Source organism: Sphingobacterium thalpophilum, assembly GCF_038396785.1.
GTDB lineage: Bacteria > Bacteroidota > Bacteroidia > Sphingobacteriales > Sphingobacteriaceae > Sphingobacterium > Sphingobacterium thalpophilum_A.
Genome location: NZ_CP151087.1, coordinates 3,826,909 through 3,853,169, shown reverse-complemented (window position 1 = coordinate 3,853,169; position 26,261 = coordinate 3,826,909). Strand labels below are relative to the sequence as shown.

27 protein-coding genes and 1 tRNA gene are annotated in these 26,261 nt (G+C 40.6%); 10 read left to right on the top strand and 18 right to left on the bottom strand.

The genetic code is table 11. The features are described 5' to 3' along the window. Positions 1-61 precede the first annotated feature (61 nt). Positions 62-1,003: a GDP-L-fucose synthase gene (locus AACH28_RS17160; protein WP_286752792.1), complete on the top strand. Its 942-nt coding sequence runs from the start codon at positions 62-64 to the stop codon at positions 1,001-1,003. A gap of 16 nt (positions 1,004-1,019) precedes the next feature. Here AACH28_RS17160 and AACH28_RS17155 read toward each other — a convergent pair whose 3' ends face one another. The 3 genes from AACH28_RS17155 to AACH28_RS17145 form a co-directional block, all read right to left on the bottom strand. Next, complete coding sequence (locus tag AACH28_RS17155) at positions 1,020-1,523, bottom strand: hypothetical protein (protein ID WP_341831080.1); 504 nt, start codon at positions 1,521-1,523, stop codon at positions 1,020-1,022. Continuing rightward, positions 1,513-1,932: a hypothetical protein gene (locus AACH28_RS17150; protein WP_341831079.1), complete on the bottom strand. Its 420-nt coding sequence runs from the start codon at positions 1,930-1,932 to the stop codon at positions 1,513-1,515. Before AACH28_RS17150 ends, AACH28_RS17155 begins: the two co-directional genes overlap by 11 nt. A gap of 184 nt (positions 1,933-2,116) precedes the next feature. Further along, positions 2,117-2,386, bottom strand: coding sequence for a YtxH domain-containing protein (locus AACH28_RS17145; protein ID WP_046673135.1), 270 nt, complete (start codon positions 2,384-2,386; stop codon positions 2,117-2,119). A 234-nt stretch (positions 2,387-2,620) separates the two neighbouring features. Here AACH28_RS17145 and AACH28_RS17140 point away from each other — a divergent pair, with 234 nt between their 5' ends. Then, positions 2,621-4,165, top strand: a complete 1,545-nt coding sequence (locus tag AACH28_RS17140) for a YifB family Mg chelatase-like AAA ATPase (RefSeq protein ID WP_286752795.1) — start codon at positions 2,621-2,623, stop codon at positions 4,163-4,165. Here the strand turns inward: AACH28_RS17140 and AACH28_RS17135 are convergent. Genes AACH28_RS17135 through rsfS form a run of 4 tightly spaced genes read right to left on the bottom strand, consistent with a single transcriptional unit; the run spans position 4,162 to position 7,997 of the window. Further along, positions 4,162-4,785 (bottom strand): rhomboid family intramembrane serine protease, encoded by a 624-nt coding sequence (locus AACH28_RS17135; RefSeq protein ID WP_088163272.1) that lies wholly within the window; start codon positions 4,783-4,785, stop codon positions 4,162-4,164. The two genes, AACH28_RS17140 and AACH28_RS17135, sit on opposite strands and share 4 nt — an antisense overlap. Before the next feature lie 8 nt (positions 4,786-4,793). Next, positions 4,794-5,441, bottom strand: a complete 648-nt coding sequence (locus AACH28_RS17130) for a lactate utilization protein (RefSeq protein ID WP_070561445.1) — start codon at positions 5,439-5,441, stop codon at positions 4,794-4,796. A 53-nt stretch (positions 5,442-5,494) separates the two neighbouring features. Then, complete coding sequence (gene ftsH, locus AACH28_RS17125) at positions 5,495-7,576, bottom strand: ATP-dependent zinc metalloprotease FtsH (RefSeq protein ID WP_088163273.1); 2,082 nt, start codon at positions 7,574-7,576, stop codon at positions 5,495-5,497. A 46-nt stretch (positions 7,577-7,622) separates the two neighbouring features. Next, the gene (rsfS, locus tag AACH28_RS17120) at positions 7,623-7,997 is read right to left on the bottom strand and encodes a ribosome silencing factor (RefSeq protein ID WP_046673130.1); all 375 of its coding nucleotides are present in this window, start codon (positions 7,995-7,997) and stop codon (positions 7,623-7,625) included. 47 nt (positions 7,998-8,044) lie between these two features. Here rsfS and AACH28_RS17115 point away from each other — a divergent pair, with 47 nt between their 5' ends. The 4 genes from AACH28_RS17115 (at position 8,045) to pfkA (ending at position 12,382) form a co-directional block, all read left to right on the top strand. Next, on the top strand, positions 8,045-8,815 hold the full coding sequence (locus AACH28_RS17115; protein WP_232475638.1) for a biotin--[acetyl-CoA-carboxylase] ligase: 771 nt from the start codon (positions 8,045-8,047) through the stop codon (positions 8,813-8,815). A gap of 155 nt (positions 8,816-8,970) precedes the next feature. Continuing rightward, the gene (locus AACH28_RS17110; RefSeq protein WP_286769210.1) at positions 8,971-9,420 is read left to right on the top strand and encodes a protein-disulfide reductase DsbD domain-containing protein; all 450 of its coding nucleotides are present in this window, start codon (positions 8,971-8,973) and stop codon (positions 9,418-9,420) included. An 86-nt stretch (positions 9,421-9,506) separates the two neighbouring features. Further along, complete coding sequence (locus AACH28_RS17105) at positions 9,507-11,210, top strand: cytochrome c biogenesis protein CcdA (protein WP_341831078.1); 1,704 nt, start codon at positions 9,507-9,509, stop codon at positions 11,208-11,210. Between the two features lie 197 nt (positions 11,211-11,407). Next, positions 11,408-12,382, top strand: coding sequence for a 6-phosphofructokinase (pfkA, locus tag AACH28_RS17100; RefSeq protein ID WP_286769212.1), 975 nt, complete (start codon positions 11,408-11,410; stop codon positions 12,380-12,382). A gap of 168 nt (positions 12,383-12,550) precedes the next feature. Here pfkA and AACH28_RS17095 read toward each other — a convergent pair whose 3' ends face one another. The 5 genes from AACH28_RS17095 to AACH28_RS17075 all read right to left on the bottom strand — a co-directional run bounded on the left by AACH28_RS17095 (position 12,551) and on the right by AACH28_RS17075 (position 16,662). Further along, entirely contained in the window at positions 12,551-12,997 is a 447-nt protein-coding gene (locus AACH28_RS17095; RefSeq protein WP_070561451.1) for a hypothetical protein, read from the bottom strand. A gap of 327 nt (positions 12,998-13,324) precedes the next feature. Further along, a complete protein-coding gene (locus AACH28_RS17090; protein WP_286752798.1) occupies positions 13,325-14,464 on the bottom strand; it encodes a TlpA disulfide reductase family protein in 1,140 nt (379 codons plus the stop codon). Positions 14,465-14,538: 74 nt separating this feature from the next. Then, the gene (locus tag AACH28_RS17085) at positions 14,539-15,300 is read right to left on the bottom strand and encodes a YgcG family protein (protein ID WP_046673124.1); all 762 of its coding nucleotides are present in this window, start codon (positions 15,298-15,300) and stop codon (positions 14,539-14,541) included. A 199-nt stretch (positions 15,301-15,499) separates the two neighbouring features. Then, positions 15,500-15,928 carry a TPM domain-containing protein gene (locus tag AACH28_RS17080; protein ID WP_070561453.1) on the bottom strand — a complete coding sequence of 143 codons (429 nt, stop codon included), beginning with the start codon at positions 15,926-15,928 and terminating at the stop codon, positions 15,500-15,502. A gap of 155 nt (positions 15,929-16,083) precedes the next feature. Beyond that, positions 16,084-16,662: a LemA family protein gene (locus tag AACH28_RS17075; protein WP_046673163.1), complete on the bottom strand. Its 579-nt coding sequence runs from the start codon at positions 16,660-16,662 to the stop codon at positions 16,084-16,086. 165 nt (positions 16,663-16,827) lie between these two features. On the opposite strand from AACH28_RS17075, the gene AACH28_RS17070 reads away from it, so the two are divergent. After that, positions 16,828-18,372 carry an FAD-dependent protein gene (locus AACH28_RS17070; protein WP_341831077.1) on the top strand — a complete coding sequence of 515 codons (1,545 nt, stop codon included), beginning with the start codon at positions 16,828-16,830 and terminating at the stop codon, positions 18,370-18,372. 59 nt (positions 18,373-18,431) lie between these two features. Beyond that, a tRNA-Gly gene (locus tag AACH28_RS17065) sits at positions 18,432-18,504 on the top strand. Between the two features lie 550 nt (positions 18,505-19,054). On the opposite strand, the gene sufD is transcribed toward AACH28_RS17065, so the two are convergent. From sufD to sufB, 3 genes are all read right to left on the bottom strand, one after another. Continuing rightward, a complete protein-coding gene (sufD, locus tag AACH28_RS17060; protein ID WP_075990261.1) occupies positions 19,055-20,362 on the bottom strand; it encodes a Fe-S cluster assembly protein SufD in 1,308 nt (435 codons plus the stop codon). Positions 20,363-20,421: 59 nt separating this feature from the next. Continuing rightward, the gene (gene sufC / locus AACH28_RS17055) at positions 20,422-21,180 is read right to left on the bottom strand and encodes a Fe-S cluster assembly ATPase SufC (protein ID WP_046673119.1); all 759 of its coding nucleotides are present in this window, start codon (positions 21,178-21,180) and stop codon (positions 20,422-20,424) included. A 62-nt stretch (positions 21,181-21,242) separates the two neighbouring features. After that, complete coding sequence (gene sufB / locus AACH28_RS17050; RefSeq protein ID WP_075990262.1) at positions 21,243-22,694, bottom strand: Fe-S cluster assembly protein SufB; 1,452 nt, start codon at positions 22,692-22,694, stop codon at positions 21,243-21,245. A gap of 332 nt (positions 22,695-23,026) precedes the next feature. Here sufB and AACH28_RS17045 point away from each other — a divergent pair, with 332 nt between their 5' ends. After that, positions 23,027-23,497, top strand: a complete 471-nt coding sequence (locus AACH28_RS17045) for an Lrp/AsnC family transcriptional regulator (RefSeq protein WP_046673117.1) — start codon at positions 23,027-23,029, stop codon at positions 23,495-23,497. A 110-nt stretch (positions 23,498-23,607) separates the two neighbouring features. On the opposite strand, the gene ung is transcribed toward AACH28_RS17045, so the two are convergent. Further along, positions 23,608-24,282 carry a uracil-DNA glycosylase gene (gene ung / locus AACH28_RS17040; protein WP_341831076.1) on the bottom strand — a complete coding sequence of 225 codons (675 nt, stop codon included), beginning with the start codon at positions 24,280-24,282 and terminating at the stop codon, positions 23,608-23,610. Between the two features lie 222 nt (positions 24,283-24,504). Here ung and AACH28_RS17035 point away from each other — a divergent pair, with 222 nt between their 5' ends. Then, the gene (locus AACH28_RS17035) at positions 24,505-25,044 is read left to right on the top strand and encodes a hypothetical protein (protein ID WP_075990263.1); all 540 of its coding nucleotides are present in this window, start codon (positions 24,505-24,507) and stop codon (positions 25,042-25,044) included. Positions 25,045-25,107: 63 nt separating this feature from the next. Here the strand turns inward: AACH28_RS17035 and AACH28_RS17030 are convergent, their stop codons facing one another. After that, positions 25,108-25,572, bottom strand: a complete 465-nt coding sequence (locus AACH28_RS17030; RefSeq protein ID WP_088163282.1) for a hypothetical protein — start codon at positions 25,570-25,572, stop codon at positions 25,108-25,110. Between the two features lie 67 nt (positions 25,573-25,639). Next, complete coding sequence (locus tag AACH28_RS17025) at positions 25,640-26,122, bottom strand: DUF4293 domain-containing protein (protein WP_075990265.1); 483 nt, start codon at positions 26,120-26,122, stop codon at positions 25,640-25,642. Between the last annotated feature and the right edge of the window lie 139 nt (positions 26,123-26,261).

Sequence of the window (26,261 nt, the reverse complement as noted above, 5' to 3'; positions counted from 1 at the left end):
GGCGAATTATATTGCATATAAAAAGCAATTTATCTAAGTTTGCAGGAATCAATAACTTATCGTGGAGAAAGACGCTAAAATTTATATAGCAGGCCATCGTGGAATGGTCGGATCGGCAATTCATCGCAAATTATCGGAGCTTGGGTACAACAACATTGTCACACGCACATCTTCCGAATTAGATCTGCGCAATCAGCAAGCAGTGGCTGATTTTTTCGATCAGGAAAAACCGGACTATGTTTTCTTAGCCGCAGCCAAAGTTGGCGGGATCATGGCGAACAACACCTATCGCGCTGATTTTATCTACGAGAATATGGCTATACAGAATAACGTCATCAAATCTTCCTACGATAATAAGGTTAAAAAATTAATGTTCTTAGGCTCAAGCTGTATCTATCCAAAAATGGCTCCGCAGCCTTTGAATGAAGACATGCTACTCACGGGTACTCTGGAGCCTACAAATGAGCCTTACGCAATTGCTAAAATCGCGGGAATAAAAATGGCGGAAGCTTTCAGGGATCAGTATGGATGCAATTATATCTCCGTTATGCCAACAAATCTTTACGGAATTAACGACAACTACCATCCGCAAAATTCACATGTCTTACCGGCCTTGATCAGAAGATTTCATGAAGCTAAAATCAATCAGCTCCCTGAAGTTATGATCTGGGGAACAGGGACCCCCTTACGGGAATTTCTTTTTTCCGATGACCTGGCAGATGCCTGCGTTTTCTTAATGAATAATTATGACGAGAAACAATTTGTCAACATTGGCATTGGCGAAGATTTAAGCATTAAGGAACTTGCCGAATTGATTAAAGACGTCATTGGTTACCAGGGAACTATTTCCTTCGACAGTTCCAAACCTGACGGAACACCGCGAAAACTCATGGATGTCTCAAAACTACATGCGCTGGGCTGGAAACATCGAGTTAACCTCCGGGAAGGCATTCAACTAGCTTATGCGGATTTTTTAAAGAAAGAAGCAAACGCTTCCGAATAAATCCAACACGATTGCATTAGTAAGTCTCGCTATAGGAAGGAATTCCGTACTCGTTAACCTCATCCTTGGTCACTGCATTTTCAGCTTGCGCAGCTTTATTTTTCTTCTTTTTCTTGGGACGAATAAAGCTCGTTAATTTACCGATGAGACCGGTGATTTTATCTTGATTGATCTGGCCGACAGCACGCTCTGATAACAGCAACATCAGCGCTTTCTTTAAAACGCCCGTATTTTTTAGGAACAACCTATTCATAACAAAGGGCACGCCGATACGTAAGGTCTTTGTTAACCAATCGGAATCTGGATTGCTGTTTTTCGCAAACAACTGCTGAACGATATTTACCCCCGGTATATTATCTTTTAAGGTATTGAAAAAACGAATCGGAGCCTCTATTTTATTGTTGAGCAAGGTAAATTGAGCCTTAAGATAAGATTCTTGTTCGTTTTTTAGCGTCTTTAAACGGGAAATCTCAGCTTTAAGTTCCTGCAGATTACGTATTTTAGTCTGTTTATTGTTCATTTGTAGCCCTTTCTCTATCAAGTTTTTCCTTGTGCAATTCTTCCTCTTCTTCCTCAATCTCGTCGTTCCACTTCGCTAAAAAACGGCGGATTGAAAGATCCATAAATTTGGATTCCAGCATAGGCTCAAAAACCCGTATTAAGATGATAATCCCTAAAAAGATCCCTGCTGTAGCCAAAAAGCCCAGTGAATAGCTCCCCAATAGCTCCCCGAGCCAAAAACCCAGTGCCAAGCACAAAAAAAACAGAACGAACAACGTGAAAATTAACTTTGTCGCATCAACAACAAGGCTGGCGATCAATCTGGACGACCGTTCGATTGTCTTTAATTTGACAAGCTTAAACTGAGAGTCAACATACTCTTTGGTTTTTTGAAACGTACCGCTAAGTGAAAATTTTTCTTCTTCCATGCATCTAAAATTTATTCAGGCTATTTCAACTTCTAGCTTAAAAAACGAAAACGCAGCATCCGATGATGCCAACACAAATCCACTCTCTACGCATAAGGAGTAAATAGTTCGTCAGACAGCTATCCCTAGAAATAGCCTGATAATATGTATTCTACACCAATTATTCCAATGAATAATCTGCGGATTATGCATGTTCGATGATATCATCATCTAGCACTTCTTCGCTCTGATTTAATTTCCCTTTCAATGTAGAAACAATCTTCTCTTTAAAATCATTCAGTTGATCGAACTGTTCTTCCGCTCTTTCACGAATAGCATCACTCAAATCGCTTAATGAATCATTAATTTTATCTCTCGTATCCGACCCCTTGTCCGGAGCAAATAAAACTCCCAAAGCTGCACCTGCAGCAAGACCCGCTAACAACGCCAAAGCTACTTTACTTGTGTCATTCATTTCTTTTTCGTTTTAATTTCTAATTCTATTACGATGAAACTAGTCCTCGTTAATAATACAATTCACAAAGCAAATCGTTTGCCAAACGCGGCATTTAATCCATTATTTACGAGAAACTATACTTTCCAATATAATCATTTTTTGATAAAATTCGATTGACTTTCAATAATTCACCAAACAATTATTAACCCGTTCAGTTTTTTAGTATCTTTAAATCAACCCATTATAAAAATTATGCTAAATAAAACCTATTGCAGTGCCGTCTATGGCATCAATGCCTGCACAATTACCGTTGAGGTAATCGTATCTACAGGCTTGCATTATTATATTGTAGGCTTACCTGACAATGCCGTTAAAGAGAGCTTAAGACGTGTCGAAAGTGCCATTACTTCCTGTCAACTTCACATGCCACGCCAAAAGATTGTTGTCAACTTGGCACCCGCAGACATGCGTAAGGAAGGGTCCAGTTATGACTTATCAATCGCGATCGGCATATTGGCATCCTCTGGACAAATGACAAATGAGCTTCTGGCAGATTATCTTATTCTAGGAGAACTATCCTTAGACGGAAGCATTAAGCCCATCCGTGGCATTTTACCCATCACTTTACAAGCCCTAAAAGATGGCTTTAAAGGACTTATTCTACCCCAAGAGAATGCAAAGGAGGCCGCTATTGTCGGAGGTGTCGATGTGATCGGAGTAGAAAACCTCCGCCAAGTTGTTGATTTCCTAAATCATAAGATAAAAATTGAACCAACGCAAGTTGATATTCAAACGTGCTTTCATACCGGCACGAATAATTACGACGTCGATTTCTCGGATGTCCAAGGACAGGAGAATATCAAAAGAGCCCTGGAAATTGCAGCTGCGGGTGGTCACAACCTCATTTTAATAGGTCCTCCCGGCGCGGGTAAGACCATGTTGGCAAAAAGGCTACCGACGATCCTCCCGCCCCTCAATATGACTGAATCTTTAGAAACCACCAAAATACACTCTGTATCTGGAAACCTGAAAACCAAAGAGTCTCTCTTGACGGCACGGCCGTTTCGTTCTCCGCATCATACCATATCCGATGTAGCCATGGTAGGTGGAGGCTCTAATCCGCTCCCAGGTGAGATTTCACTAGCGCATCATGGCGTGCTGTTTCTTGATGAATTACCAGAATTCAAACGGAGTGTACTCGAGGTCATGCGGCAGCCTCTTGAATCACGGCAGATTACCATATCAAGGGCAAAACTCACGGTGGATTATCCGGCGAGTTTCATGCTCGTTGCCGCCATGAACCCCTGTCCCTGTGGCTATTTCAATCACCCCGAAAAAGAATGCATATGCGGCAGCAATACTGTACAACGTTATTTAAGTAAAATATCGGGGCCCCTTTTAGACCGTATCGATCTGCATATTGAGGTGACACCTGTACTATTTGACCAACTGAGTACGACACGTATAGCCGAAGACAGCCGTACTGTGCGAACTCGGGTCATTCAAACACGCGAAATTCAGAAAGAACGGTTCGATTCTTTTCCAGACATCCATTGTAATGCCCAGATGAGTACACAATTGACCCGAGAAATATGTCAGATTGATGAGCCCGGAAGAAAGTTACTCAAAACGGCTATTGAACATCTGAGCCTATCTGCAAGAGCATACGATAGAATACTCAAAGTTGCTCGAACAATCGCTGATATGGAGCAAAGTAAAATGATCGAAAATCATCATCTCGCCGAAGCGATCCAGTATAGAAATTTAGATCGGGAAACCTGGGGTGGAAAATTTTAAAACTGAGCCAAACAATGCTTAATAACCCAAGGGAAACAGATAATCGTCAAGATCAGACCCGACAATGCGCCAAAGAAATGAGCATCGTGATTTATACCATCTTGCGCTTTTTTTGACGCCCACACACAGTAACCTAAAAACAAAAATGCAAACAGATAAGCCGGCATCGGTATAATCATCATCACACCAATGGTAATTTTCGGATCGAAAAGAATGTAGCTAAACAGAACCGCACAAATCGCACCTGAGGCGCCTAAACTATAGTAACCGGGGTTATTTTTTTGCTGGATGATTGTTGGAATATCGCTCAAGATTAAACTACCGATATAGATTACGGCAAATAAAATATGACCGTATGGACTTGCTTCTGCAAGTATGCGCTCCAAACCAAATGCAAAATAATAAAAGGTAAGCATATTAAACAGCAGATGCCCCCAATCTTTATGCACAAAGCCACTGGTAAGGATGGTATACCATTTTCGATTACGTGCGATACTATACGGATGCAACATCAGTTTACCGTAAAGTTGTTCATGTGAAAACGTATAGATACTGGTAACGAGCGTAAAAAAGAAAATAATACTCGCAACAGGCATTTCTGTTAGATAATATAATAGCATAGTAATTCCTAGAATCGATCCTCTAAAAGTAAAACGTAAAGTTCTTTTGGTCCATGTGCGCCCAAAACCAATCTTTTCTCGATATCAGCCGTCCTGGAGGGGCCGGTAATTGTCGAAATCATTGTCGGGATTTCCTGACCGTAACGCTTCTGCATATAAGCTAAAGCATCCTTAAGATCCCAAACCAATTGCGAAGCTTTGGCAATAACAATATGAATTGGAGGATATATACTCAACCTGCGTCCTGAAGCATTTGCATTACTCACCATAACACTCCCATTACGTGCAACCAATGCTTCACATGATGTAATACTTGCATTTGCTGATTCAAAATCTTCCGCTGTTTTTAAAAAAGGGAAACCATATGGACTGAGTAAATTTTGAACACCTTGTTCCCAAGCGTATATATTTTTGATATTATTCTCCTCGGTCAATAAAATCAGATTTTCAATCAGACCGATCTCACCATCACAATACAGAAACTTGCCTCCCGCAGCAGTCAATTCGCGAACAAAAACAATATCCACCAACTCATCCTCTTCTTTATAAAGCGGCGTTTCTTTGAAATTGGGATGTGGATTATCGTTTTTCTGTAGTAATGCCTGACGTACTCGTTTTAACATTATCTCTTTCGCTGTTGCGTTCTTCACGTTCATGGCGCAAATATATAAATGCAGCGCTAGATCACTCTAGCGCTGCAGCATTCAAATTAATTCAAATTATTGGAGGGTGCTTCTGAGCTCTGCCCTTCGTTAGATCGCGCTTCGTCCGGGTGAACATCCAACGGTAAATCTGTCTGTGGAACTCCACCACCATCAGCACCATTCACAAACTCCTCGTAAGTAGTCTTGGTTTCAAATGGACGTTTACCTAAGATCTCTTCCAAGTCCGACTGAAAAAGAATCTCTTTTTCCAATAGCTTTTCTGCTATTTTAATCAAACCCTCACGTTTATCCAGCAATAACTGTTTGGTACGTGCATAGACGTCATTAATTAAGTTACGTACCTCTGCATCAATCAGCTCTGCCGTTTTGTCAGAATATGGTTTTTGGAAAGACGCTTCAGAACTATCTCGGAAGGAAACATTGCCAACTTTATCATTCATACCGTAGATTGCTATCATCGCATACGAAAGTTGCGTGATACGCTCTAAGTCATTTTGAGCACCTGTTGAAATTCTTCCAAAAGTAATATCTTCAGCGACACGACCTCCCATAGTCATACATAAACTGTCTATAAGCTGTTCTGTCGTATATAGGAACTGCTCACGGGGAAGATACTGTGCATAACCCAAAGCAGCGACACCACGTGGCACAATAGACACTTTCACCAAAGGATCGGCGTGCTCTAAAAACCAGCCCGCAATAGCGTGTCCAGCCTCATGATAAGCAACAATACGTTTCTCTTCCGGAGAGATGATTTTGTTTTTCTTCTCAAGACCACCGATCACACGATCAACGGCATCCTGAAAATCCTGCATATCAATCTCTGGTTTATTTTTACGGGCAGCAATAAGGGCTGCTTCGTTACACACGTTGGCAATTTCAGCTCCCGCAAAACCAGGTGTCTGCGCCGATAATTTTTTTGCATCGACCTCAGCCGATAATTTCAACGGCTTTAGATGCACTTTGAAAATTTGCTCACGGCCAATCAAATCCGGTTTATCAATAGAAATTTGACGGTCAAAACGTCCTGGACGCAACAATGCTGTATCCAGTACATCGATACGGTTAGTAGCCGCTAAAATAATAACGCCTGAATCCGTACCGAAACCATCCATCTCCACCAATAATTGGTTCAATGTATTTTCACGCTCGTCATTACCGCCCATCATCGAGTTTTTACCACGAGCACGACCTATAGCATCAATCTCATCAATAAAAATGATACATGGTGCTTTCTCTTTCGCTTGCTTAAACAAATCGCGAACACGCGATGCACCTACACCCACAAACATTTCGACAAAGTCAGATCCGGATAATGAGAAAAATGGCACTTGAGCCTCTCCGGCTACCGCTTTAGCCAATAAAGTCTTACCCGTTCCCGGAGGCCCTACAAGCAAAGCGCCTTTCGGAATTTTACCCCCTAAATTGGTATATTTACGTGGATTTTTTAAGAAATCCACAATCTCCATAACTTCTTGTTTCGCCTCTTCAAGACCAGCAACATCGTTAAATGTGATATTGATCTGCGATTCTTTATCAAACAACGTCGCCTTAGATTTACCTATGTTAAAGATCGCACCGCCACCGCCGCCAGCACCACCGCCCATACGACGCATCAAGAAGATCCAGATTGCAGCCAATACCAACAACGGCAACATAAACGTGATAAACCAGCTTGCCCAAGGGTTGGAACGATCATCATAAGTCAACTGGACCTTTGGTGTACCTGGCGTTAATTCCGCTTGCGATGCAGCTAATTTCTTTTCTAAAACATCGGGAGAGGCATCCTTAAAAATATATTGTGGACCCTTGTCTTCCTGTCCTGATAGACTTGGAAGCGGATCAGCAGCTTTTGTAGCGTCTTTAAAACTTGGGTTATCTTTCCAGCCCTTTTTTAAATAGACCTCCACTTCGACAAGATCATTCTTTTTATAGGCGACGAGACGCTCTACAGCGCCTGTATTCAACATACGTGTCTCAAAATCACTATAGCTAACTTCCTTAGCTGGGCTTTCTCCAAAAACGTACTGTAAGGCAAAAAAACCTAAAAACATGGCAATCATAAGCCACACAAAATTGAATTTTGGCGGTTTCGGGCTTACCTTACTACTCGGGATTTTTTTCATTATATCGTAATTATATTTTCTTTATAAATTTTTTCGTTGAGAACAATTAAGCGCTTTGGAAATGCTGTACTTCTGCATCTCCCCATAAATCCTCGATACCATAATGCGCTCTTTTTTCGGTCTTAAAGATATGTACAACCACATCCACAAAATCCAAAATCAACCATTCACCATTGGATTGTCCTTCTTTATATTGGGGTTCTTGACCAAATGCCTTATAGACTTCTTCTTCGACACTCTTTGCTATCGCATTCACCTGAATGTTAGAGTCGGCATGACAAATCACAAAATAATCGGAAACAGAACTGTGAAGATCTCTTAAATCCAAGCGAACGATCTCGTTTGCTTTCTTTTCTTGCATACCATAAACGATAATTTCTGATAGACGTTGGGACAATTCTGAACTTTTATTTTTACTCATTAAAAAATGTGATAGTTTTGACTTAATATTTATTTAATACTTTCAGTTTGCAAAATAACAATATTTCGGGACTTATCATCGGTCAAAATGCAATATATCTTGACAAAGTCGCCTCTACAAACGATTATCTCAGGGAATTATTGTCAAATTTCAAGCCACTAGCTGAGGGGACTGCCATTTTAGCAGAAGAACAATTTCAGGGCAAGGGGCAGCGCGGAAGCTCCTGGGTCAGTGAACCAGGGAAAAACCTAACGACATCTATCCTCTTAAAGCCTCATTTCCTGCCAATAGCGGAACAATTTGCACTTTCCGCCACAATCGCCATTGCAACCGTCAATTGGCTGAAAAGCAAAACCGAGCAGCCTGTAGCCGTGAAATGGCCCAATGATATTTACGTCAATTCAAAGAAAATAACAGGCATTTTAATAGAAAATAAATTAAAAGGCAGTAAAATGGAGCACGCAATTATTGGCATTGGTGTAAATATTAATCAACTTAATTTTGACACAGCAACAACAATAACCTCGCTCGCCTGCCTGACCGATCGACAGGATTACAACATCAAGGAACTGGCACAGGAGTTATTCCAAGTGATCCAACAGGAGTACCTGAACCTGTATAAGGAGGGCGCTCAATATCAGTTAAACCGCTACAACGCGTTATTGTTTTGGAGAGGTGAAGAAAGACCATTCCTAGTCGACGGCTCCAAGAAGACCGGTATTATCCAACAGGTGTCTAATGACGGGAAGCTACTGGTTCTTTTGGAAGACACCTTGCGCGAATTTGATATCAAAGAAATTACACATCTTATTACTTAATCTTTACAAAAAAAGGATAACCCATTTTAGAATTGTCATACCTTTGTTCTAAATTTGTCAACAGCGTGATTAAACCTTTATTCACCCGAAGCATCAAAGAACAAGAACATACTGCAATCATTGTAGTGAAAAAGGAAAGAACAAATTAAATTCTGATGAAAAAGTTAATACTGTTAATGACTGTGGTAATTTTTGCAGTTACGGGAGCATTCGCTCAGATTCACAAACCTGTAAAATGGACTGTGGCGAGCAAAAAGTTAAATAACAAAGAAGCTGTAGTTTATGTAAAAGCTACAATCCAAAATGGATGGCACATTTATTCACAAAATGTGAAAGATGGCGGCCCAATTCCAACTTCTTTCAACTTTGCTAAAGCGGCAGATTATACATTGGTAGGTAAAACTGCAGAGCCGAAACCTAAGGTAAAACACGAAGATGTATTTAAGATGGATGTTGGTTATTTTACAAACGAGGTAATTTTCCAACAAAAAGTAACTTTAAACAAAGGAACTACCACCGTTAAAGGCACTGTTGAATGGCAAGCATGTGATGCATCACAATGTCTTCCTCCAGACGAATATGCTTTTGCTGTGACAATCAAATAGTAAAAATGATTCTACACGGATAAATTAATAAGGCGATTCTCATCGCCTTTTTTTATTTTTGACCATAACATCAGAAATTCATACGCATGTTAAAAAACACATTCATTCTACTTTTAATTGCTTTTTTCAGTCTTTCTTTAACGACAGCAACTTTTGCCTCCGCACAAGATAGCTTAACAAGTACAGAAGGACTTCAATTTGAATCATCACCAGATACAGCTACTGCTGTTGAAGCGGTACCTGAGGATCTAAATTTTACAGCTTCACCTGACACAATGGTTAGTCAGGACAGCAGCAAAATAGCTCCTGCTAAGGCAAACGCTCCCTCCGGGCAAGAATCAAGTAAAAAATCACTTTGGAGTATCTTTATCGCAGGATTAGTTGGCGGCTTCGCAGCGCTACTTATGCCATGTATATTTCCAATGCTCCCACTGACCGTAAGTTATTTTACAAAACAGGCTGGAAGCCGCGCAAGCGGTATCAGCAAGGCACTCCTCTACGGTCTCTTTATTATTGTGATCTATGTCGCTTTAGGAATGATAATCACCATTTCCTTTGGTTCGGATGCATTGAATGCTTTATCCACAAATGGGGTATTTAACTTCCTATTCTTCCTCTTATTAGTTGTTTTCGCCGCATCCTTTTTTGGTGCTTTTGAAATCACGTTACCGAGTTCTTTTGTCAATAAAATGGATGCCAAATCCGACAAAGGCGGTCTCGTAGGGCTTTTCTTTATGGCATTCAGCCTTTCACTGGTCTCCTTCTCCTGCACTGGCCCCATTATTGGCACCTTATTGGTCGAAGCGGCCTCAAAAGGAGAACGCCTAGGTCCCGCAATCGGTATGCTCGGTTTTTCTATAGCACTTGCAATTCCTTTTGGCTTATTTGCAATGTTCCCTTCGATGTTAAAATCCCTGCCAAAATCTGGTGGCTGGTTAAATTCGGTGAAGGTTGTACTCGGCTTCTTAGAGCTCGCACTGGCGCTTAAATTCTTATCAAATGTAGATTTGGCCTACCATTGGAATTGGCTGGATCGGGAGGTGTTCTTATCGCTATGGATTGCCATCTTTAGTATGATGGGCTTATATCTTATTGGAAAGATTAAATTTTCACATGACAGCGAATTAAAATTCCTCTCCGTACCGAGAACTATTCTCGCTATCATTGTATTCTCCTTCGTTATCTATATGGTACCGGGACTATGGGGGGCTCCCCTAAAATCTATTTCAGCTTTCTTGCCACCTTCGGCAACACAGGATTTTGACCTGTCGGCAGGAATAGCAGCCGCTCCCGCACACAGTGATGGTAAAGTCAAAAAATATGCGGAGATTTTTCACGAACGCGGTACACCAAAAGGATTTGATCCATATTATGATTATGATCAGGCCTTGGAAACAGCAAAAGAACTGAATAAACCTGTATTGATAGATTTTACAGGTTGGAACTGTGTTAACTGTCGGGAGATGGAAGCAAATGTCTGGACTGATCCTGCGGTTGCCAAACTATTGAAGGAAGAATTTATAATGGCCGAATTGTTTGTCGATGATAAAACAGAATTACCTGCAAACGAACAATTCGTATCAAAATACAGTGGCAAAAAGATTAAAACGATAGGAAATAAAAACAGTGATTTCCAAGCATCGACGTTCAATAGCAATTCACAACCGTTATATGTTATTGTAGACGCCACTGGAAAGGTATTGGTACCTCAGTCTGGTGCAAATAGAAATATTGAACAATATAAAGCGTTTTTACAGAGCGGAATTGACGCCTTTAAGGCAAAAAAATAGTCTGTATACAGCAGAAGGTATGCTTAGAGAATAACAGCAGAGAACAAGCAATTATTAAATTTGCATTATCTTTAGCTCACACTTAGATGAATTGCAGTTAAAAAAGCGATTGCTTGTTCTCAATAGCGATATTGGCGACTTCTAATAACGGAAATATAATTGTATATACGCTTAAAAATAGCTAAGTTTGAGTACGTATGAGTAACATTAAAAAAATTGCTGTTTTGACATCTGGAGGAGATGCTCCAGGAATGAATGCTGGTATCCGCGCTGTTGTTAGAGCGGGGATCTACAATAATCTTGAAGTATTTGGGGTACGCAGAGGTTATGATGGTCTAGTTAATGGTGAGATTATCCCTATGGATGCTAAATCTGTAGCCAATATCATACAACGTGGTGGTACTATCCTAAAAACAGCCCGCAGCGAGGCTTTCAAAACAATTGAAGGACGCAAGCAGGCTTATGAAAATTTACGCAGCCACGGTATTGATGCCATGGTTGTTATCGGTGGCGATGGTACATTTACCGGCGCATCCAAATTTATCGAAGAATTCGATTTTCCTATCATCGGTCTTCCGGGCACAATCGATAACGATTTGGCCGGCACAGACTTCACTATTGGCTATGATACAGCCATTAATACAGTTATCCAAGCCGTAGACAAAATTCGCGACACCGCCGAGTCTCACGATAGACTTTTTGTGATCGAAGTGATGGGCCGCGACTCTGGTCTTATCGCCGTCCGTTCTGGTATCAGTACCGGTGCTGAAGCAGTTCTGGTTCCTGAGTTCGAGGTAGACTATGATGCGATCATGAAAAGACTTGACAAAAGCCGTAAAAATAAATCATCCCGCATTATTATTGTTGCTGAAGGCGACAAAGAAGGCGGGATGGTGGTATCGGAAAAAATCAAGGAAAATTTCCCACACTACGACGTTAGATTATCTATTTTAGGACATATTCAGCGTGGCGGAAGCCCTACTTGCATGGATCGTGTACTAGCCAGCAGGCTTGGAATTGCGGCGGTAGAGGCTTTACTACAAGGCCGCAGAGGTGAAATGGCCGGACTGATTTGCAGTGAAGTAAGATTCACTCCTTTTAAGAGCGCCATCAAGCATAACGTAAAAATGAATGAAGATCTGCTTCGTATCATTGAAATCCTTTCGTTGTAAATGATCTAGTTTATTTCTTGACTAACAATAAAAAAAAGAGTATACATCGTGATGTATACTCTTTTTTTATGCCTTGCGTTGCTAGATTTGTCCAAATTCTTTGGTAAGGCCTGATACCTGAACGGTCATATTCCATAAAGGCATATGAGCATCATATCCTGCCAATTGTTATTTAAGCAAATTATTGCGGTATTCTTCAGATACCGGCGGCAGCTGAATGGCCTGGCCTGCTTTGGCCATCGAGTCCGCAAAATGATTCGTATTGCTGATCGCCTGTTCATACGCCTTAATAACCTGTTCCGATAGGTGTAGGACTTTAGGATCTTTGAGATCAACACGGTATTGATTATTTTCCAGTGTAACATGCTGATAAAAACGATATGCCGCAGCCTTTAGTTGACCCAGCTCCTGTTGTGACAACTGATCGATCCGGGCATTAGGCGGCAACGTAACATCGATAAATGTCGTGTCTTTAGCCAATTGATCAATCGGGTGATCCAAAGGTATGGCATGCAACGCCTCGAGGTTGACAACAGGAATTCCCTTATCTTGATCGCCACCGCAGGAAGCAATCACCGTCCCCAAGAATATACCCAAAATTACTGTTTTCTTCATCTTTACAATTTTATAACCCCAATAGCGCTAGAAATCCCATTGATCACCATGTTTAAATACCTAGGATTCATCATCCCCTAATCCCGCTGTTACGAGGATATAGCGGTTTCACGCAATCATTCGCTATAGCAGCAGACGAAGTTAGCAAATTCATTCAATGTTTTGCAGTCGTCACGCTATTCGCCTTTTAAAGTCGTCAATTAGTCGCGGCGCCAAAAAAGCGATTGGATGAGGACGACTATAAAAAGAAACCCCTAATTGCAGACTCAGTTCACATGAGTATAACAATTAGGGGTTATTCATGCCCAATGGCAACTAAATATCAGTTTACTTTAGCAATTCAGCTAACTTCGCATCCAAAGCCTCACCTCTTAAATTTGATGCGACAATTTTACCAGAAGGATCAATGAGGAAGTTTTGCGGAATACCACGTACTTCGTACAATTTTACCGGAGCTGATTTCCAGCCCTGTAGGTCTGAAACGTGTGGCCATTGTTGTAAATTATCATCATGGATAGCTTTCAACCAAGCATCTTTTTTACCGGGATTGTCTAAAGAAACACCAAACACGGTAAATCCTTTATCTTTAAATTTATTGAAAGCCGCAACGACATTCGGGTTCTCATGACGACAAGGACCACACCAACTTGCCCAAAAATCCAACAAAACATATTTTCCTCTTAAGGAAGATAAGGAAATATTCTTTCCTGTTGTGTCTGGCAATGTGAAGTCAGGAGCTACGGAACCAACAGCTACTGCTTTCAATTTCTGGATACGCTCAGCCAATTCCTTCCCTTTTTCAGAATTTTTCAGTTCAGGAGACATTTTCTCAAAAGAAGCTACATATTCATTGACGTTTTCACCGCTGACATTCTCAGACAACAAATCCAACGTATACCAGCTTTTTGGGTTTTTGTTAATAAATTCAGCATCTGCTTTTTCCATTTTTTCGGAAATCTCACCAGCTTGTTTTTGTAAGCCTTCGATGAATTTAGGATCCTGTTTTTGCGTCTCCGAAGCCGCATAATATTGTTGGTTCAATGCCTCGAACGCATCTGTATGCGGTTTCACAAAAGCCTTGTACTGCGTCAGATCGTCATTAAGCGCCGTACCTGAGACCGTTGCATTTTTAAACCCTTTGGTTGCATCGACTTTGATAACGCCTTTAGAAAGATATAACTGTGCTGTCTCAGGTTGCTTTTGACTATTTCTAAGTTCTGCAAAAGTTAAGCCCTCCGGCGAATAGATCATCATACCTTTTGTTGGTGTAGCTACCTGTCCGTTGAACTTAAATTCGCCTTTTACGACCGTCGCTGAATCAGTCTGACGAGTGCCATTCGCAGCATACTGCATAAACACTTTCGCTTTGTCTGACGTCGTGTTTACTTTTCCTGTAACCGTGAAGCTTTCTTGTGCCATTAACAAGGCTGGTAAAAAGCTTAAACCCATTAATATTCCCTTTTTCATAATTATATACTTCCCATAAATGTAAAACATTTCCGTTTCACTGTCGTCCTATTTAACATTATTTAGCAAAGATGTTACCAACGTCCGGAAGCACCGCCACCACCAAAATCACCGCCACCGAAACCGCCAAATCCGCCACCAGAGCCTCCGCCGAAGCCACCGCCGCCACCTCGGCCGCCACCGCCGCCAAGACCATTCAGCAATGTCCACCAAAAGATATCAGAAGCGCCGCGTCCATTCATCACACGGCCACCACCGCCACCACCTCGTCCACCGCGATTGGAGAAAAGAACAACCAAGACTATCACAATAATAACAACAAACATCACCGAACCTGATCCCTTTCCTTTCGGTTGTTTTGGATCAGCTTTGTACTCACCTTTTGTGTAGGAAATTAAGGAACTGGTCGCATCGTCCACCCCTTTGTAGTAATCGCCCTGACGAAAAGCCGGCTTGATATCATTTTCAATAATACGATATGCAATGGCATCCGGGACAGCGCCCTCTATGCCATAACCTGTTTGAATAGTCACCGCCCGATCTCCCAGAGCGACCAACAACAGAATACCGTTATTATACTTTTTATTCCCAATACCCCATTTTTTCGCTAAACGAACCGCATAATCAGAAATATCATAGCCACCGGTAGAATTCATCATAACCACTGCAATCTGCGTAGATGCAGAATCCTCAAATGCCAATAGCTTCTGCTCCAATAATTGCTTCTGACTTGCGGTCAATGTGTTTGTATAATCATTGACAAGCCTATTTGATGTTTCTGGGAAATCTTGACCCAATACTGTGGCTACCGACAGCAAACAAAGCAACATAGCCATAGCAGGGATCCGAACCCGAGAAAATAATCTCGATACAAATTTCATCCTATAATTCTCTTTTATTCATTTTTATTTGCCTTGAGCAGTTTTCATGCAAATGGCGTTCGGTGAATCCCGAAATCGGGTTTATCACGATCTTTATCAGTTTATTTGTGAGACAGGGAATAGCTTCTCGGGACTGTTTCTGGTCACTTAACAACTAACGGTCTCCAAAAACAATATCATTTGGAAGCTCATTGATGTCATCGTGTTCACGCGGGAAGAATTTTGCCAATTGTTTACCCGCATGTTCGATCCCTTTGACCAGGCCCTCAACAATGCGATCCACCCGAAACTCCGCCACCATTAGATCTTTGGTACTGTTCCAAAAATCACCTTCTACACGTTGGTGAATTCCCTTATCGCCAATAATGGAAAATTTATGGTCTTCCAGCGCGATATAGATAAGAACACCATTTTTCAATGTAGTCTTGTGCATGCCCAATTTGGAAAAATAATAGGTTGCACGATCATGTACCTCGTCGGGGCAATGATTTTCGACCACTACACGAATCTCACCAGAAGTCTCATTTTCAGCCACATTAATAGCGTGAACGATCTTCTCTTGTTCTTCAGAATTTAATGCCATAGTTTGTATACGTTTGCACTCCAAAACTAGATTACCATACCGGTTATTCCAGATTCAAAGGGTCTAAACTAATTAAAACACGATAAAAAAATGGATGATGTGCTTCTACGAAAGCCGCATCATCCATCATCCTGTTTATTCCTAACAATTTGCTGTTAGAATGATACCGTTGGCGCTTTATCCGAACCTGGGGCAGCAGTAAATGTACCTTTTGCCTTAAATCCGAACATCCCCGCCATTAAATTATTCGGGAAGCTGCGTACGGTGGTATTATATTGCTGTACCGCTTCATTGTAAGATCTACGTTCTGTTGAAATACGATTTTCAGTACCTTCCAGCTGTGCTTGTAATTCCAAAAAGTTCTGATTGGCTTTCAAATCAGGATAAGCTTCAACAGACGCCAAAAGACGACTCAACGAACCGCTGAATTCATCTTGAACTTTTTGAAACTTGGCAATATTCTCCTCAGACAAATCATCGGCATTAATCGTCACGGAAGTAGCTTTAGCTCTTGCTTCTACAACAGCTGTCAATGTACTTTCTTCGTGTTTTGCCGCTCCTTTTACTGTATTAACCAAATTTGGAACTAGATCCGCACGACGTTGATACGCATTTTCAACTTGTGCCCATTTTCCTTTAACATTCTCATCTTGTGAGACCATCGTATTGTAGCCACAGGAGTTTAATGATACTAATGCAAATAAACCACATAGGGCGACCAAAAATCTTTTAATTTTCATTGTTCAAAGAATTAAATACTATTCAAATTATACGGTTACACTATCAAAGCATATACCAAGCTCTTACTAAGATAAGAATATTTTTATTTCCAAATCTCCAAATAGCCAATATTCATTAACTTTGTCCCGGTTTTGGGATAAAAACCCAGCCCTCATACTATGCAAAAAGAAATTGAAATTGCGATACTTCCAGAAAGAATCGAGGACGATCAGTATATTCTACAGCAAGGGATCAAAGCCCTGAAAGTCCAACCTCAACAAGTCAAAGGTTATAAAATCCGTAAACGTTCCATTGACGCCCGAAGCAAGCAGGTTGTTTATCGAGCTCGGGTTATTTACTACATTGACGAGCTTCCTGTTCCAGAACTCTACGAAAATAATTTTAAGTCCGTTAAAGACGGAAAACCCGTTATTATTATTGGCGCGGGCCCTGCCGGCCTGTTTGCAGCAATACGCTGTATTGAACGTGGTCTCAAACCAATTGTAATCGAACGCGGTAAAAAGGTCCAAGACCGTAGACGCGATCTAGCTAAGTTGAACCGGGAAGGCATCGTAAACCCTGAGTCAAACTACTGCTTTGGCGAAGGTGGAGCTGGAACGTACTCAGACGGAAAATTATATACACGTTCCAATAAGCGAGGTGACGTAGACAAAGTACTCAGACTTTTCGTTTCCCATGGGGCAACGACGGATATTCTGGTCAATGCGCGCCCACATATCGGTACAAATAAATTGCCGCATATTATTGAAGCCATGCGCGAGAGCGTCCTTGAATTTGGGGGCGAATTTCATTTTGACCAACGTGTCGATGACATTTTAGAATCCTTCGGTCAAGTACGCGGTGTCAAATTAGCCAATGGTGAAGAAATTAAGGCAGATCATGTCATTGTAGCAACAGGGCACTCTGCGCGGGATATTTTCGAGCTTTTTCATCGCAACAATTGGCTGATCGAAGCCAAAGCATTTGCTTTGGGCGTGCGTATCGAGCACCCGCAGGCAATCATTGATCAGGCGCAATACCACTGCCAGGTAAGAAGCGAGCATTTGCCGCCAGCCTATTATAGCCTGGTTGAACAGGTGAATGACCGTGGTGTATTTTCATTCTGCATGTGCCCAGGCGGCGTCATTGCGCCCTGTGCAACAGATTTAGATGAAATCGTTGTCAACGGATGGTCGCCATCCAAACGAAATAATCCGCACGCCAATTCAGGCACCGTTATTCAGATCAACCTTGAGGACGTTGCCAATGCACATAAGGATCCATTTGCATTACTGAATTTTCAGAAAGAGATCGAACGAAAGGCTTTTGCCGTAGGTGGCGGTAAGCTCGTTGCTCCGGCGCAACGCATGGTCGACTTTGTCGAAGGACGTGTATCTATGGATCTGCCAGAAAACTCGTACAAGCCCGGAACAGCATCTGCAGATCTCACCGAAGTGCTACCTGCTTTTGTTCACGAAGCATTACGCGGTGCGTTGCCCATCTTTGGCAAAAAGATGAAAGGGTATTATACCAATGAAGCCATTTTAGTCGGTGTAGAGTCACGTACATCTTCACCGATTCGGATTCCTAGAAATAAAGAAGATTTACAACACCCTCAGGTCAAAGGACTTTACCCTTGTGGTGAAGGGGCGGGTTATGCCGGCGGTATCATTTCAGCGGCTATAGACGGTATTAATTGTGTTGATGCGATCAATTTAAGTTAATATTTTTTGCTTTTCCTCTTGCAGAATACGAATAAATGCCTTACTTTTGTAACATCAACGCGAAAGTAGCTCAGTTGGTAGAGCACAACCTTGCCAAGGTTGGGGTCGCGAGTTCGAATCTCGTCTTTCGCTCAAAAAAAGCTTCCAAAATTTGGAAGCTTTTTTCGTTTAATAGTGCTCTGTTATTCCCTACATTTCAGCCCTTCATCACCTTTATCTTTGTTTGATTTTACTAAAATTGCCGAAAAAATTATTAGCACAATTTAAAGCAAGTACCAAGAATTAGTTTCAACGTTCGTTCCATTTACGAAAAAAGGAACCAAACAAAAGGGACCAAATTCGAAGCTTCCTCGGTGCTTCTTCGGAGCTTGTTCGGTACTTGTTCGGTGCTTCTTCGGTTGTGAGCGAACAAATAGCGTTGTAGCTCCGATTAAGATCCGTTGTTATACCGTGAAAATGACGAACTTGATACCCAGAAATTACTAGGGTTTACCCCACAGCAAACAATGATAACTTTAAGCGCTTCTCCCAGTACAATTAAACGCTCTTCCGTCCAAGCAAGAGCAACAAGAAGCAACTTGGCGCTTGATACGAAGGCTATGATGTATTGGTCTATGAAAAAAAATGGCGTTTACCTATTCAGTAAACGCCATATTTAAAAGCTATATGATCCTAAATGGATTTAATTTGTTCTTAGGCTTTCTTCTACAAGCTCTTCAACATATTTGCGAACAACCTCATTTGAGAAACGTGTCGTTACGTCAAATGCAAATGCGTGTACCAACAGGATACGAGCAGACTCTTCGCCAATTCCTCTTGCTCTCAGATAAAACAGCGCTTCATTATCAAACTGACCGATGGTACACCCGTGTGAACATTTTACGTCATCGGCAAAGATTTCCAACTGTGGTTTGGTATAAACCGCCGAATTGTCTGACATCAACATATTATTATTCTGTTGAAAAGCATTCGTTTTCTGCGCATCCTCGCGCACAAAGATTTTTCCATTGAAAACTGCAACGGATTTATCCTGTGTAATATTTTTATACCATTCATAAGACTCACAATGTGGCTTAAGGTGGTCTACGATGGTATGATTATCGACCAATTGATCACCTGCAGTTAAGTTGATTCCATATAAATGGCTCTCCACATGCGCTGCATCCAAGCGAACATTGATATTGTTACGGATAAACGAGGCGCCAGGAAAATTACAGTTGTAATTATTATAAAGGCTATCTTTTTCTTGGTATACCTCTGTATGATTAAAGTAACGACTTACAGATTCTGCGAGCTGCAAATAATAATGTTGTACTTTAGCGTTCTCTTTGACGATAATCTCAGAGACCTTATTGTGCACATTATTTGCGGTACCTTCTGCAGTGATAAAGCTTTCGATCAATTCAAGTTCTGCATTTGGCTCGACAACGATCAAATTACGTGTTTGTGCAAAGAAATCCTCTTTTCCTGTAGCGACATGAATAATCTGTATTGGTTTATCAAGTACAACTCCCTTTTTCAAATGGATAAAAACACCATTTGTAAAAGCAGCCGTATTCAATGCGACCATAATATTGTCTGACTTGTCCGCATATTTAGCAAAATGGCTCTCAAATGCAGGCTCTGAAGTGGCTTCATCCATTGGAATAACCGACAGTCCCTTCACATTTTCTAATTCACTTACCGCCAACACATACTGACCGTTCACCAAGATAATGCGGTAAGCATCCAACTGAGGAATCTCCCCTGCACTAAAGTCTAAGCCTTCGATATCCACATCGACATCAAGCGCATAAGGCTTATTGATAATACTGTGGATGTTTGTATATTTCCATTCTTCATTCTTAACGGTGGGAAAGCCTGCTGCTTCGAAACGTTCGAATGCAAGTTGGCGGGCCTCCACGAAAAACGAAGGTTCGTCTGAAACGCCTTGCTCTTTGAAAGCTCCCAACACTTGTTGAAGTAATGATTCTGAAACTAATGTACTCATGTTATTTTTTAATCAAATCGCCAAAATTCTCTTCCAATCCTATTTACTCAGGTAAAAGATTAGGCGTTTTGTGTATCATATTCTTTTAACCAATCGTATCCTTTTTCTTCGAGCTCCAAAGCCAATTCTTTAGGTCCCGATTTCACGATACGGCCATTGTACAATACGTGAACAAAATCTGGAACGATATAATCCAACAAACGTTGGTAGTGTGTAATAACAATAAAAGCATTGTCTTTAGAGCGCAATTGATTCACGCCATTTGCAACGATACGAAGGGCATCGATATCCAAACCAGAATCTGTCTCATCCAAAATAGATAATTTCGGATTCAACATCGCTAATTGAAAAATTTCGTTACGCTTTTTCTCACCACCGGAAAATCCTTCATTTAAAGAGCGGTTAGCCAAATTAGCCGAAAATTCAACCAATTTTTGCTTATCTTTTACCATTTGTAAAAACTCCTTCGCTTCCATTGGAGGAAGGCCTTTATACTCACGAATATCATTTACAGCTGTTTTCAAGAAATTGATATTCGATACGCCCGGAATTTCAACAGGATATTGAAAAGCCAAAAACAGCCCTTCACGTGCACGGTCCTCAGGTGAAAGATCCAATAAATCTACACCGTCCAATAGTGCAGAACCTTCACTTACTTCATATGATTCACGTCCGGCCAATACATTACCCAATGTACTTTTACCAGCACCATTTGGTCCCATAATCGCATGAACTTCTCCAGCTTTTACTTCTAGGTTTAACCCTTTTAATATTTGTTTGTCTTCTACAGACGCATGTAAATTTTTAATGCTTAACATTTTATTCGTATTGAGTATGGTGTAATGTAGCGTCATAAACTACATTCCCAATGATTTTTTATCTATCCTACTGAACCTTCTAATGAAATTGCCAATAATTTTTGAGCCTCTACAGCAAACTCCATCGGCAATTGATTTAATACTTCCTTTGCATACCCGTTGACAATTAAACCAACAGCTTTCTCAGAATCGATACCACGTTGATTCAAATAGAATACTTGGTCCTCACCGATTTTGGAAGTAGTCGCCTCATGCTCTAATTTGGCTGTCTTATTTCTATTTTCGATATAAGGGAATGTATGTGCCCCACATTTATCACCGATCAATAAGGAATCACATTGGGTAAAGTTACGTGAGTTGTCTGCATTTGGGCCGATTTTCACTAAACCTCTATAACTGTTGTGGCTCTTACCGGCAGAAATACCTTTAGAAATAATTTTAGATTTCGTGTTTTTACCCAAATGAACCATCTTCGTTCCTGTATCAGCTACCTGATAATTACGTGTCATGGCCACAGAGTAAAACTCGCCAATAGAGTTATCACCCTTTAAAATCACACCAGGGTATTTCCATGTAATTGCAGAACCAGTTTCTACCTGTGTCCAGGAGATTTTACTGTTATCACCTTTACAGATTCCACGCTTGGTTACAAAGTTATAAATACCACCTTTTCCATCTTTATCACCAGGGTACCAGTTTTGCACGGTAGAATATTTAATATCAGCATCGCGTTCGGCAATCAATTCTACTACCGCAGCATGCAGCTGGTTTTCATCACGCATAGGTGCAGTACATCCCTCCAAATAAGAAACATAAGCTCCCTCATCTGCAATGATCAACGTGCGTTCAAATTGTCCGGTATTCTGTGCATTGATACGGAAGTAGGTAGATAATTCCATTGGACATCTAACACCTTTTGGAACATAAACAAAGGATCCATCCGAAAATACTGCAGAATTCAACGCTGCATAAATGTTATCCGTCTGTGGAACCACTGTACCCAAATATTTTTTCACCAGGTCAGGATGCTCTTGCACGGCCTCACCAAATGAACAGAAAATAACACCTTGTTCTTTTAATTTCTCACGAAACGTTGTTTTGACAGATACCGAGTCAAAGACAGCATCTACCGCCACAACTCCTGCCAATACTTTTTGCTCATCCAAAGGAATCCCCAGTTTTTCAAAGGTAGCAATCAACTCAGGGTCAACCTCATCCATCGAATTAAGCTGTGGTTTTGCTTTTGGGGCTGCATAATAGGAAATCTCTTGAAAATCAATTTCAGGAGCTTTGAAATTCTGCCAAGTAGGCATTCTTAACGTCAAGAAATGACGGAAAGCTTTTAATCTCCATTCCAATAGCCATTCAGGTTCATTCTTTTTTGCCGAAATAAAACGAACCGTATCCTCAGTAAGGCCTTTGGCTGCAATTTCCATTTCGATATCTGTCGTGAACCCGTATTTATATTCTTCGAGCTCCAGCTCTTTTAACAAATCGTCGTCTTTAGTACTCATATTGCGCTCTCACGGTTTAACTAATTTGGGAGGGCTTCACCTCCGCACCTATCGAACTGCAAAGTTACAATTTCAAAGCCAATAAAACAGCATTTAATAGCACCTTACGAAGGCATTTTTAATAAAAAAATGACATTTATCACTCCATTTCATTAAAATGAGCACATTTCAATCGATTATGACAGTCAAATGATTTTACATCGATTAAAATTATAACTAAACAACCCTAATATAGTTAAAATCTATTAATCATCAATAATTTTGTATATTTTTAAATTTCCAAATATAATTTTGTATATTTACAAATACTATTGATTATTAAGACTTAAGATATGCCCTTTGCACCGGATAAAACAGATTTAAAAATTCTTAAACTATTACAAGAGAATGGTCGTATAACTAATTTGCAACTCGCATCTAGCATCGGACTATCTCCCGCACCAACTTTAGAGCGTGTGCGAAAACTGGAAAACTCTGGCTTCATCAAAAGTTACCATGCTTTTGTAGACGAGGAGAAACTGGGACTTGGAATCAAATCGTTTATCCAGATCTCACTCGATTTCCATACACATAACGCTATCCCTGAGTTTGTTGCTGCTGTCAAAATGATACCCGAGGTAACCGAATGCCACCACGTTACAGGCAATTGTGATTTCATCCTCAAGGTTTACGTAAAAGATATTAAAGCTTATGAAGGCGTCATCATGGAAAAAATCTCCAAAATACCTTTTGTAAAGACATTCCAAACCATGATGATTATGTCAACCAGCAAAAAAGAGCCAATTATTCCTTTAGAATATTAAGCGAAGGAATAAGCCCAATCAAAAATATCATTACCGGAATCTCGCTTTTGGACGTATTTGCTCCATGCGACGATAACCGGCAATGATGTTTATTTAACTCAAGACAAAACTTAAATCAGGCGCCAATCAATTGGGGTTTTATCATGTTCCATCAAATACTGGTTTGCACGTGAAAAATGCTTACTACCAAAAAAACCACGATAGACAGACAACGGTGATGGATGAACCGCCGTTAGCACAAGATGCTTCTTCGCATCGATGAGCACACTTTTCTTTTGGGCATAACTTCCCCACAACAGAAATACGACATGTTCACAACGCTCCGAAATGGCATAAATAATACTATCTGTAAAAATCTCCCAACCTTTCTTTTGATGGGAACCTGCCAGATGCGCCTGCACTGTCAATGTCGCATTTAACAACAGTACACCCTGTTTGGCCCAATAGGTCAAATCGCCAGCACGCGGCTCAACAAAACCGGGTATATCGTCTTGCAATTCCTTAAAGATATTTTTTAAGGATGGCGGCAAAGCAATCCCTTCTGGCACAGAGAAAGACAAGCCATGTGCCTGCCCATCATTATGGTAAGGATCCTGCCCTAAGATAACTACTTTTACCTGGTCCAATGGCGTCAGCTTAAAAGCATTCATCACCAGATCTGCCGGTGGAAACACTTTCGTTTTCTGACGCTCTTCTTGCACAAAAGTAGACAGTTGTTTCATATAGGGTTGACCAAACAAAGGCTTTAGCACAGGAGCCCAAGAATCATCGTATTGCTTTTCCATACCCCAAACATAGATAAAGTTGCATATAAAGGCAAATTTATCCTCATAAGCTCTTTTCAAGGAACTACAGCAAAAAAAACGATCACATCTTGTTTATCCATATCCTCTTCAGGGGGAAAAACACATTTTTACAAAATAACCACCTGAACGAGTTGCTTAAACGATGAAATTAACGGATATTTGCAGAATTAAATTGAATACAAATATTTTAAACAAAGATTTATGTCAAATCTCGTTAGAATCATTATTTGCAGTGCATTGCTGATCGGAACAGTTGCCTTATTCTGGACTGGAAATTGGGGATGGGGAATCTTAGGTATCCTGATCACGATCTTAGGCTTTGTTACTGTATTTTTCCACGAATATATGCTGATTGCGCAATGGTATATGCGTAAACAAAATATGGCCGCAGCTGAAAAATGGCTACGTAAAATCACCAACTACGAAAAGCAATTGATCCCACAACAGCACGGTTACTACAATATGCTGATCGGACTGATCGAATCACAACGCGCACCTATGCAATCCGAAAAATATTTTAAGAAGGCATTGGCGTTGGGCTTACATATGGATCATAATATCGCTTTAGCAAAATTAAGCCTGGCAGGTGTAGCAATGGCAAAACGCAACAAGCGTGAAGCCGAAAAACTACTTCAAGAAGCGAAAAAAGCAGATAAAAACAAATTATTGGCCGATCAGATCAAAATGATGAAAGACCAAATGGGTATGATGGACAAACAGCAGATCAGATACAATCGATAATATTGAATAATCAAAAAAGCTTCAAAGTATAACTTTGAAGCTTTTTTGCTCAAGAGCCAAAATCTATTTCTTTAATGGAATAGGAACTTCCAAAAACTCCCCCTCTTCCGTGCTACTCTCAAACACCAGTTTAATCATAACCGGCTTATCCGTTTTCTTCCAATCCTTAACAATGACCTGTATATCCACAGGCTTATCTTCTTCTAGCAAATAGTGCAGATAATTCTGCTTATCTTCAAATTTAACCAAAACATTTCCCATCTGAATCGTTGAAAAGAAATGGGGTTGTTTCTTCTGATCCAACACTTGCGTGGAAAAGGTGTTCATTTTATATTCTCGTGGATCGGTACTATAAGATATCGCAAACAAATTGATCACCAGTTCATTCTTACCCTCATCGAAGTGAAATTCCCGCACATCGAATTGAATATCGTCAACAACCAGCAATGAATCTGCCGACTGAGCCTTTACAAGCCCACCTCCAAGAAAGAGGATCAAGACAACAACATATCTAAAAAAAACATTCATATCATATTATATTTAAAAAAGCCACGATCTTCGTGGCTTTAACTCGTATTATTTTATTGTCTTAAAATTATGCTCGCAATCGATCGGCAGATCGGATCAACTTTTCATCTTTACGTACTCCACCCATCGCTAACGCACAGAAAATAATCGAAATTGGCAACAAAAAGAAACCTACCCCGATATTCCCGGCACCTAAAAACTGGCTCACGGTGGCAAGATGAGTACTTGCAGACGAGTATAACCAGATTGCAAATAAGATAATTGCCACAATCTCCACCCATATAAGCAAAAGTTGAACTTTACGCTTTTTAAATTTAAATATCGTAAATAGCGGAAGTCCTCCCAATAACACGGTCACCACGGTCTGGAGAATATAACCAAATCCCCCCTCATGTACAGACTGGCCAGCAGCAACACTATACACACCAGTCACCTTCACATTCTTTCCTAAACCCACTAAATCGCTATAATTAACATAGGGAAATAGAAACAAGCCAAATATGACTAATCCTGCTATCAGCAAATAAACAGTTTGGATACGTTGAATCATAGTTTAATTTTTGTATATCAACAAACTTAGATAAATTGATTTTCATATGCAATATAATTGCGACCGAAAAAACAACCAACCCTACAGCTCTATAAACACCAAAACAATCAAACCTGACATTTTGTTGTATTTTTTTACA

Bases quoted from the DNA above. Each gene is read 5' to 3' on its own strand.
- pfkA (WP_286769212.1), top strand. From the start codon at position 11,408: ATGAGTAACATTAAAAAAATTGCTGTTTTGACATCTGGAGGAGATGCT.
- rsfS (WP_046673130.1), bottom strand. From the start codon at position 7,997: ATGAGTAAAAATAAAAGTTCAGAATTGTCCCAACGTCTATCAGAAATT.
- AACH28_RS17035 (WP_075990263.1), top strand. From the start codon at position 24,505: ATGTCAAATCTCGTTAGAATCATTATTTGCAGTGCATTGCTGATCGGA.
- AACH28_RS17105 (WP_341831078.1), top strand. From the start codon at position 9,507: ATGTTAAAAAACACATTCATTCTACTTTTAATTGCTTTTTTCAGTCTT.
- AACH28_RS17140 (WP_286752795.1), top strand. From the start codon at position 2,621: ATGCTAAATAAAACCTATTGCAGTGCCGTCTATGGCATCAATGCCTGC.
- AACH28_RS17025 (WP_075990265.1), bottom strand. From the start codon at position 26,122: ATGATTCAACGTATCCAAACTGTTTATTTGCTGATAGCAGGATTAGTC.
- AACH28_RS17135 (WP_088163272.1), bottom strand. From the start codon at position 4,785: ATGCTATTATATTATCTAACAGAAATGCCTGTTGCGAGTATTATTTTC.
- AACH28_RS17045 (WP_046673117.1), top strand. From the start codon at position 23,027: ATGCCCTTTGCACCGGATAAAACAGATTTAAAAATTCTTAAACTATTA.
- AACH28_RS17145 (WP_046673135.1), bottom strand. From the start codon at position 2,386: ATGAATGACACAAGTAAAGTAGCTTTGGCGTTGTTAGCGGGTCTTGCT.
- AACH28_RS17130 (WP_070561445.1), bottom strand. From the start codon at position 5,441: ATGAACGTGAAGAACGCAACAGCGAAAGAGATAATGTTAAAACGAGTA.
- sufC (WP_046673119.1), bottom strand. From the start codon at position 21,180: ATGTTAAGCATTAAAAATTTACATGCGTCTGTAGAAGACAAACAAATA.
- AACH28_RS17030 (WP_088163282.1), bottom strand. From the start codon at position 25,572: ATGAATGTTTTTTTTAGATATGTTGTTGTCTTGATCCTCTTTCTTGGA.
- sufD (WP_075990261.1), bottom strand. From the start codon at position 20,362: ATGAGTACATTAGTTTCAGAATCATTACTTCAACAAGTGTTGGGAGCT.
- AACH28_RS17085 (WP_046673124.1), bottom strand. From the start codon at position 15,300: ATGGCTATGTTGCTTTGTTTGCTGTCGGTAGCCACAGTATTGGGTCAA.
- AACH28_RS17070 (WP_341831077.1), top strand. From the start codon at position 16,828: ATGCAAAAAGAAATTGAAATTGCGATACTTCCAGAAAGAATCGAGGAC.
- sufB (WP_075990262.1), bottom strand. From the start codon at position 22,694: ATGAGTACTAAAGACGACGATTTGTTAAAAGAGCTGGAGCTCGAAGAA.
- AACH28_RS17080 (WP_070561453.1), bottom strand. From the start codon at position 15,928: ATGGCATTAAATTCTGAAGAACAAGAGAAGATCGTTCACGCTATTAAT.
- ftsH (WP_088163273.1), bottom strand. From the start codon at position 7,576: ATGAAAAAAATCCCGAGTAGTAAGGTAAGCCCGAAACCGCCAAAATTC.
- AACH28_RS17110 (WP_286769210.1), top strand. From the start codon at position 8,971: ATGAAAAAGTTAATACTGTTAATGACTGTGGTAATTTTTGCAGTTACG.
- ung (WP_341831076.1), bottom strand. From the start codon at position 24,282: ATGGAAAAGCAATACGATGATTCTTGGGCTCCTGTGCTAAAGCCTTTG.
- AACH28_RS17090 (WP_286752798.1), bottom strand. From the start codon at position 14,464: ATGAAAAAGGGAATATTAATGGGTTTAAGCTTTTTACCAGCCTTGTTA.
- AACH28_RS17150 (WP_341831079.1), bottom strand. From the start codon at position 1,932: ATGGAAGAAGAAAAATTTTCACTTAGCGGTACGTTTCAAAAAACCAAA.
- AACH28_RS17155 (WP_341831080.1), bottom strand. From the start codon at position 1,523: ATGAACAATAAACAGACTAAAATACGTAATCTGCAGGAACTTAAAGCT.
- AACH28_RS17095 (WP_070561451.1), bottom strand. From the start codon at position 12,997: ATGAAGAAAACAGTAATTTTGGGTATATTCTTGGGGACGGTGATTGCT.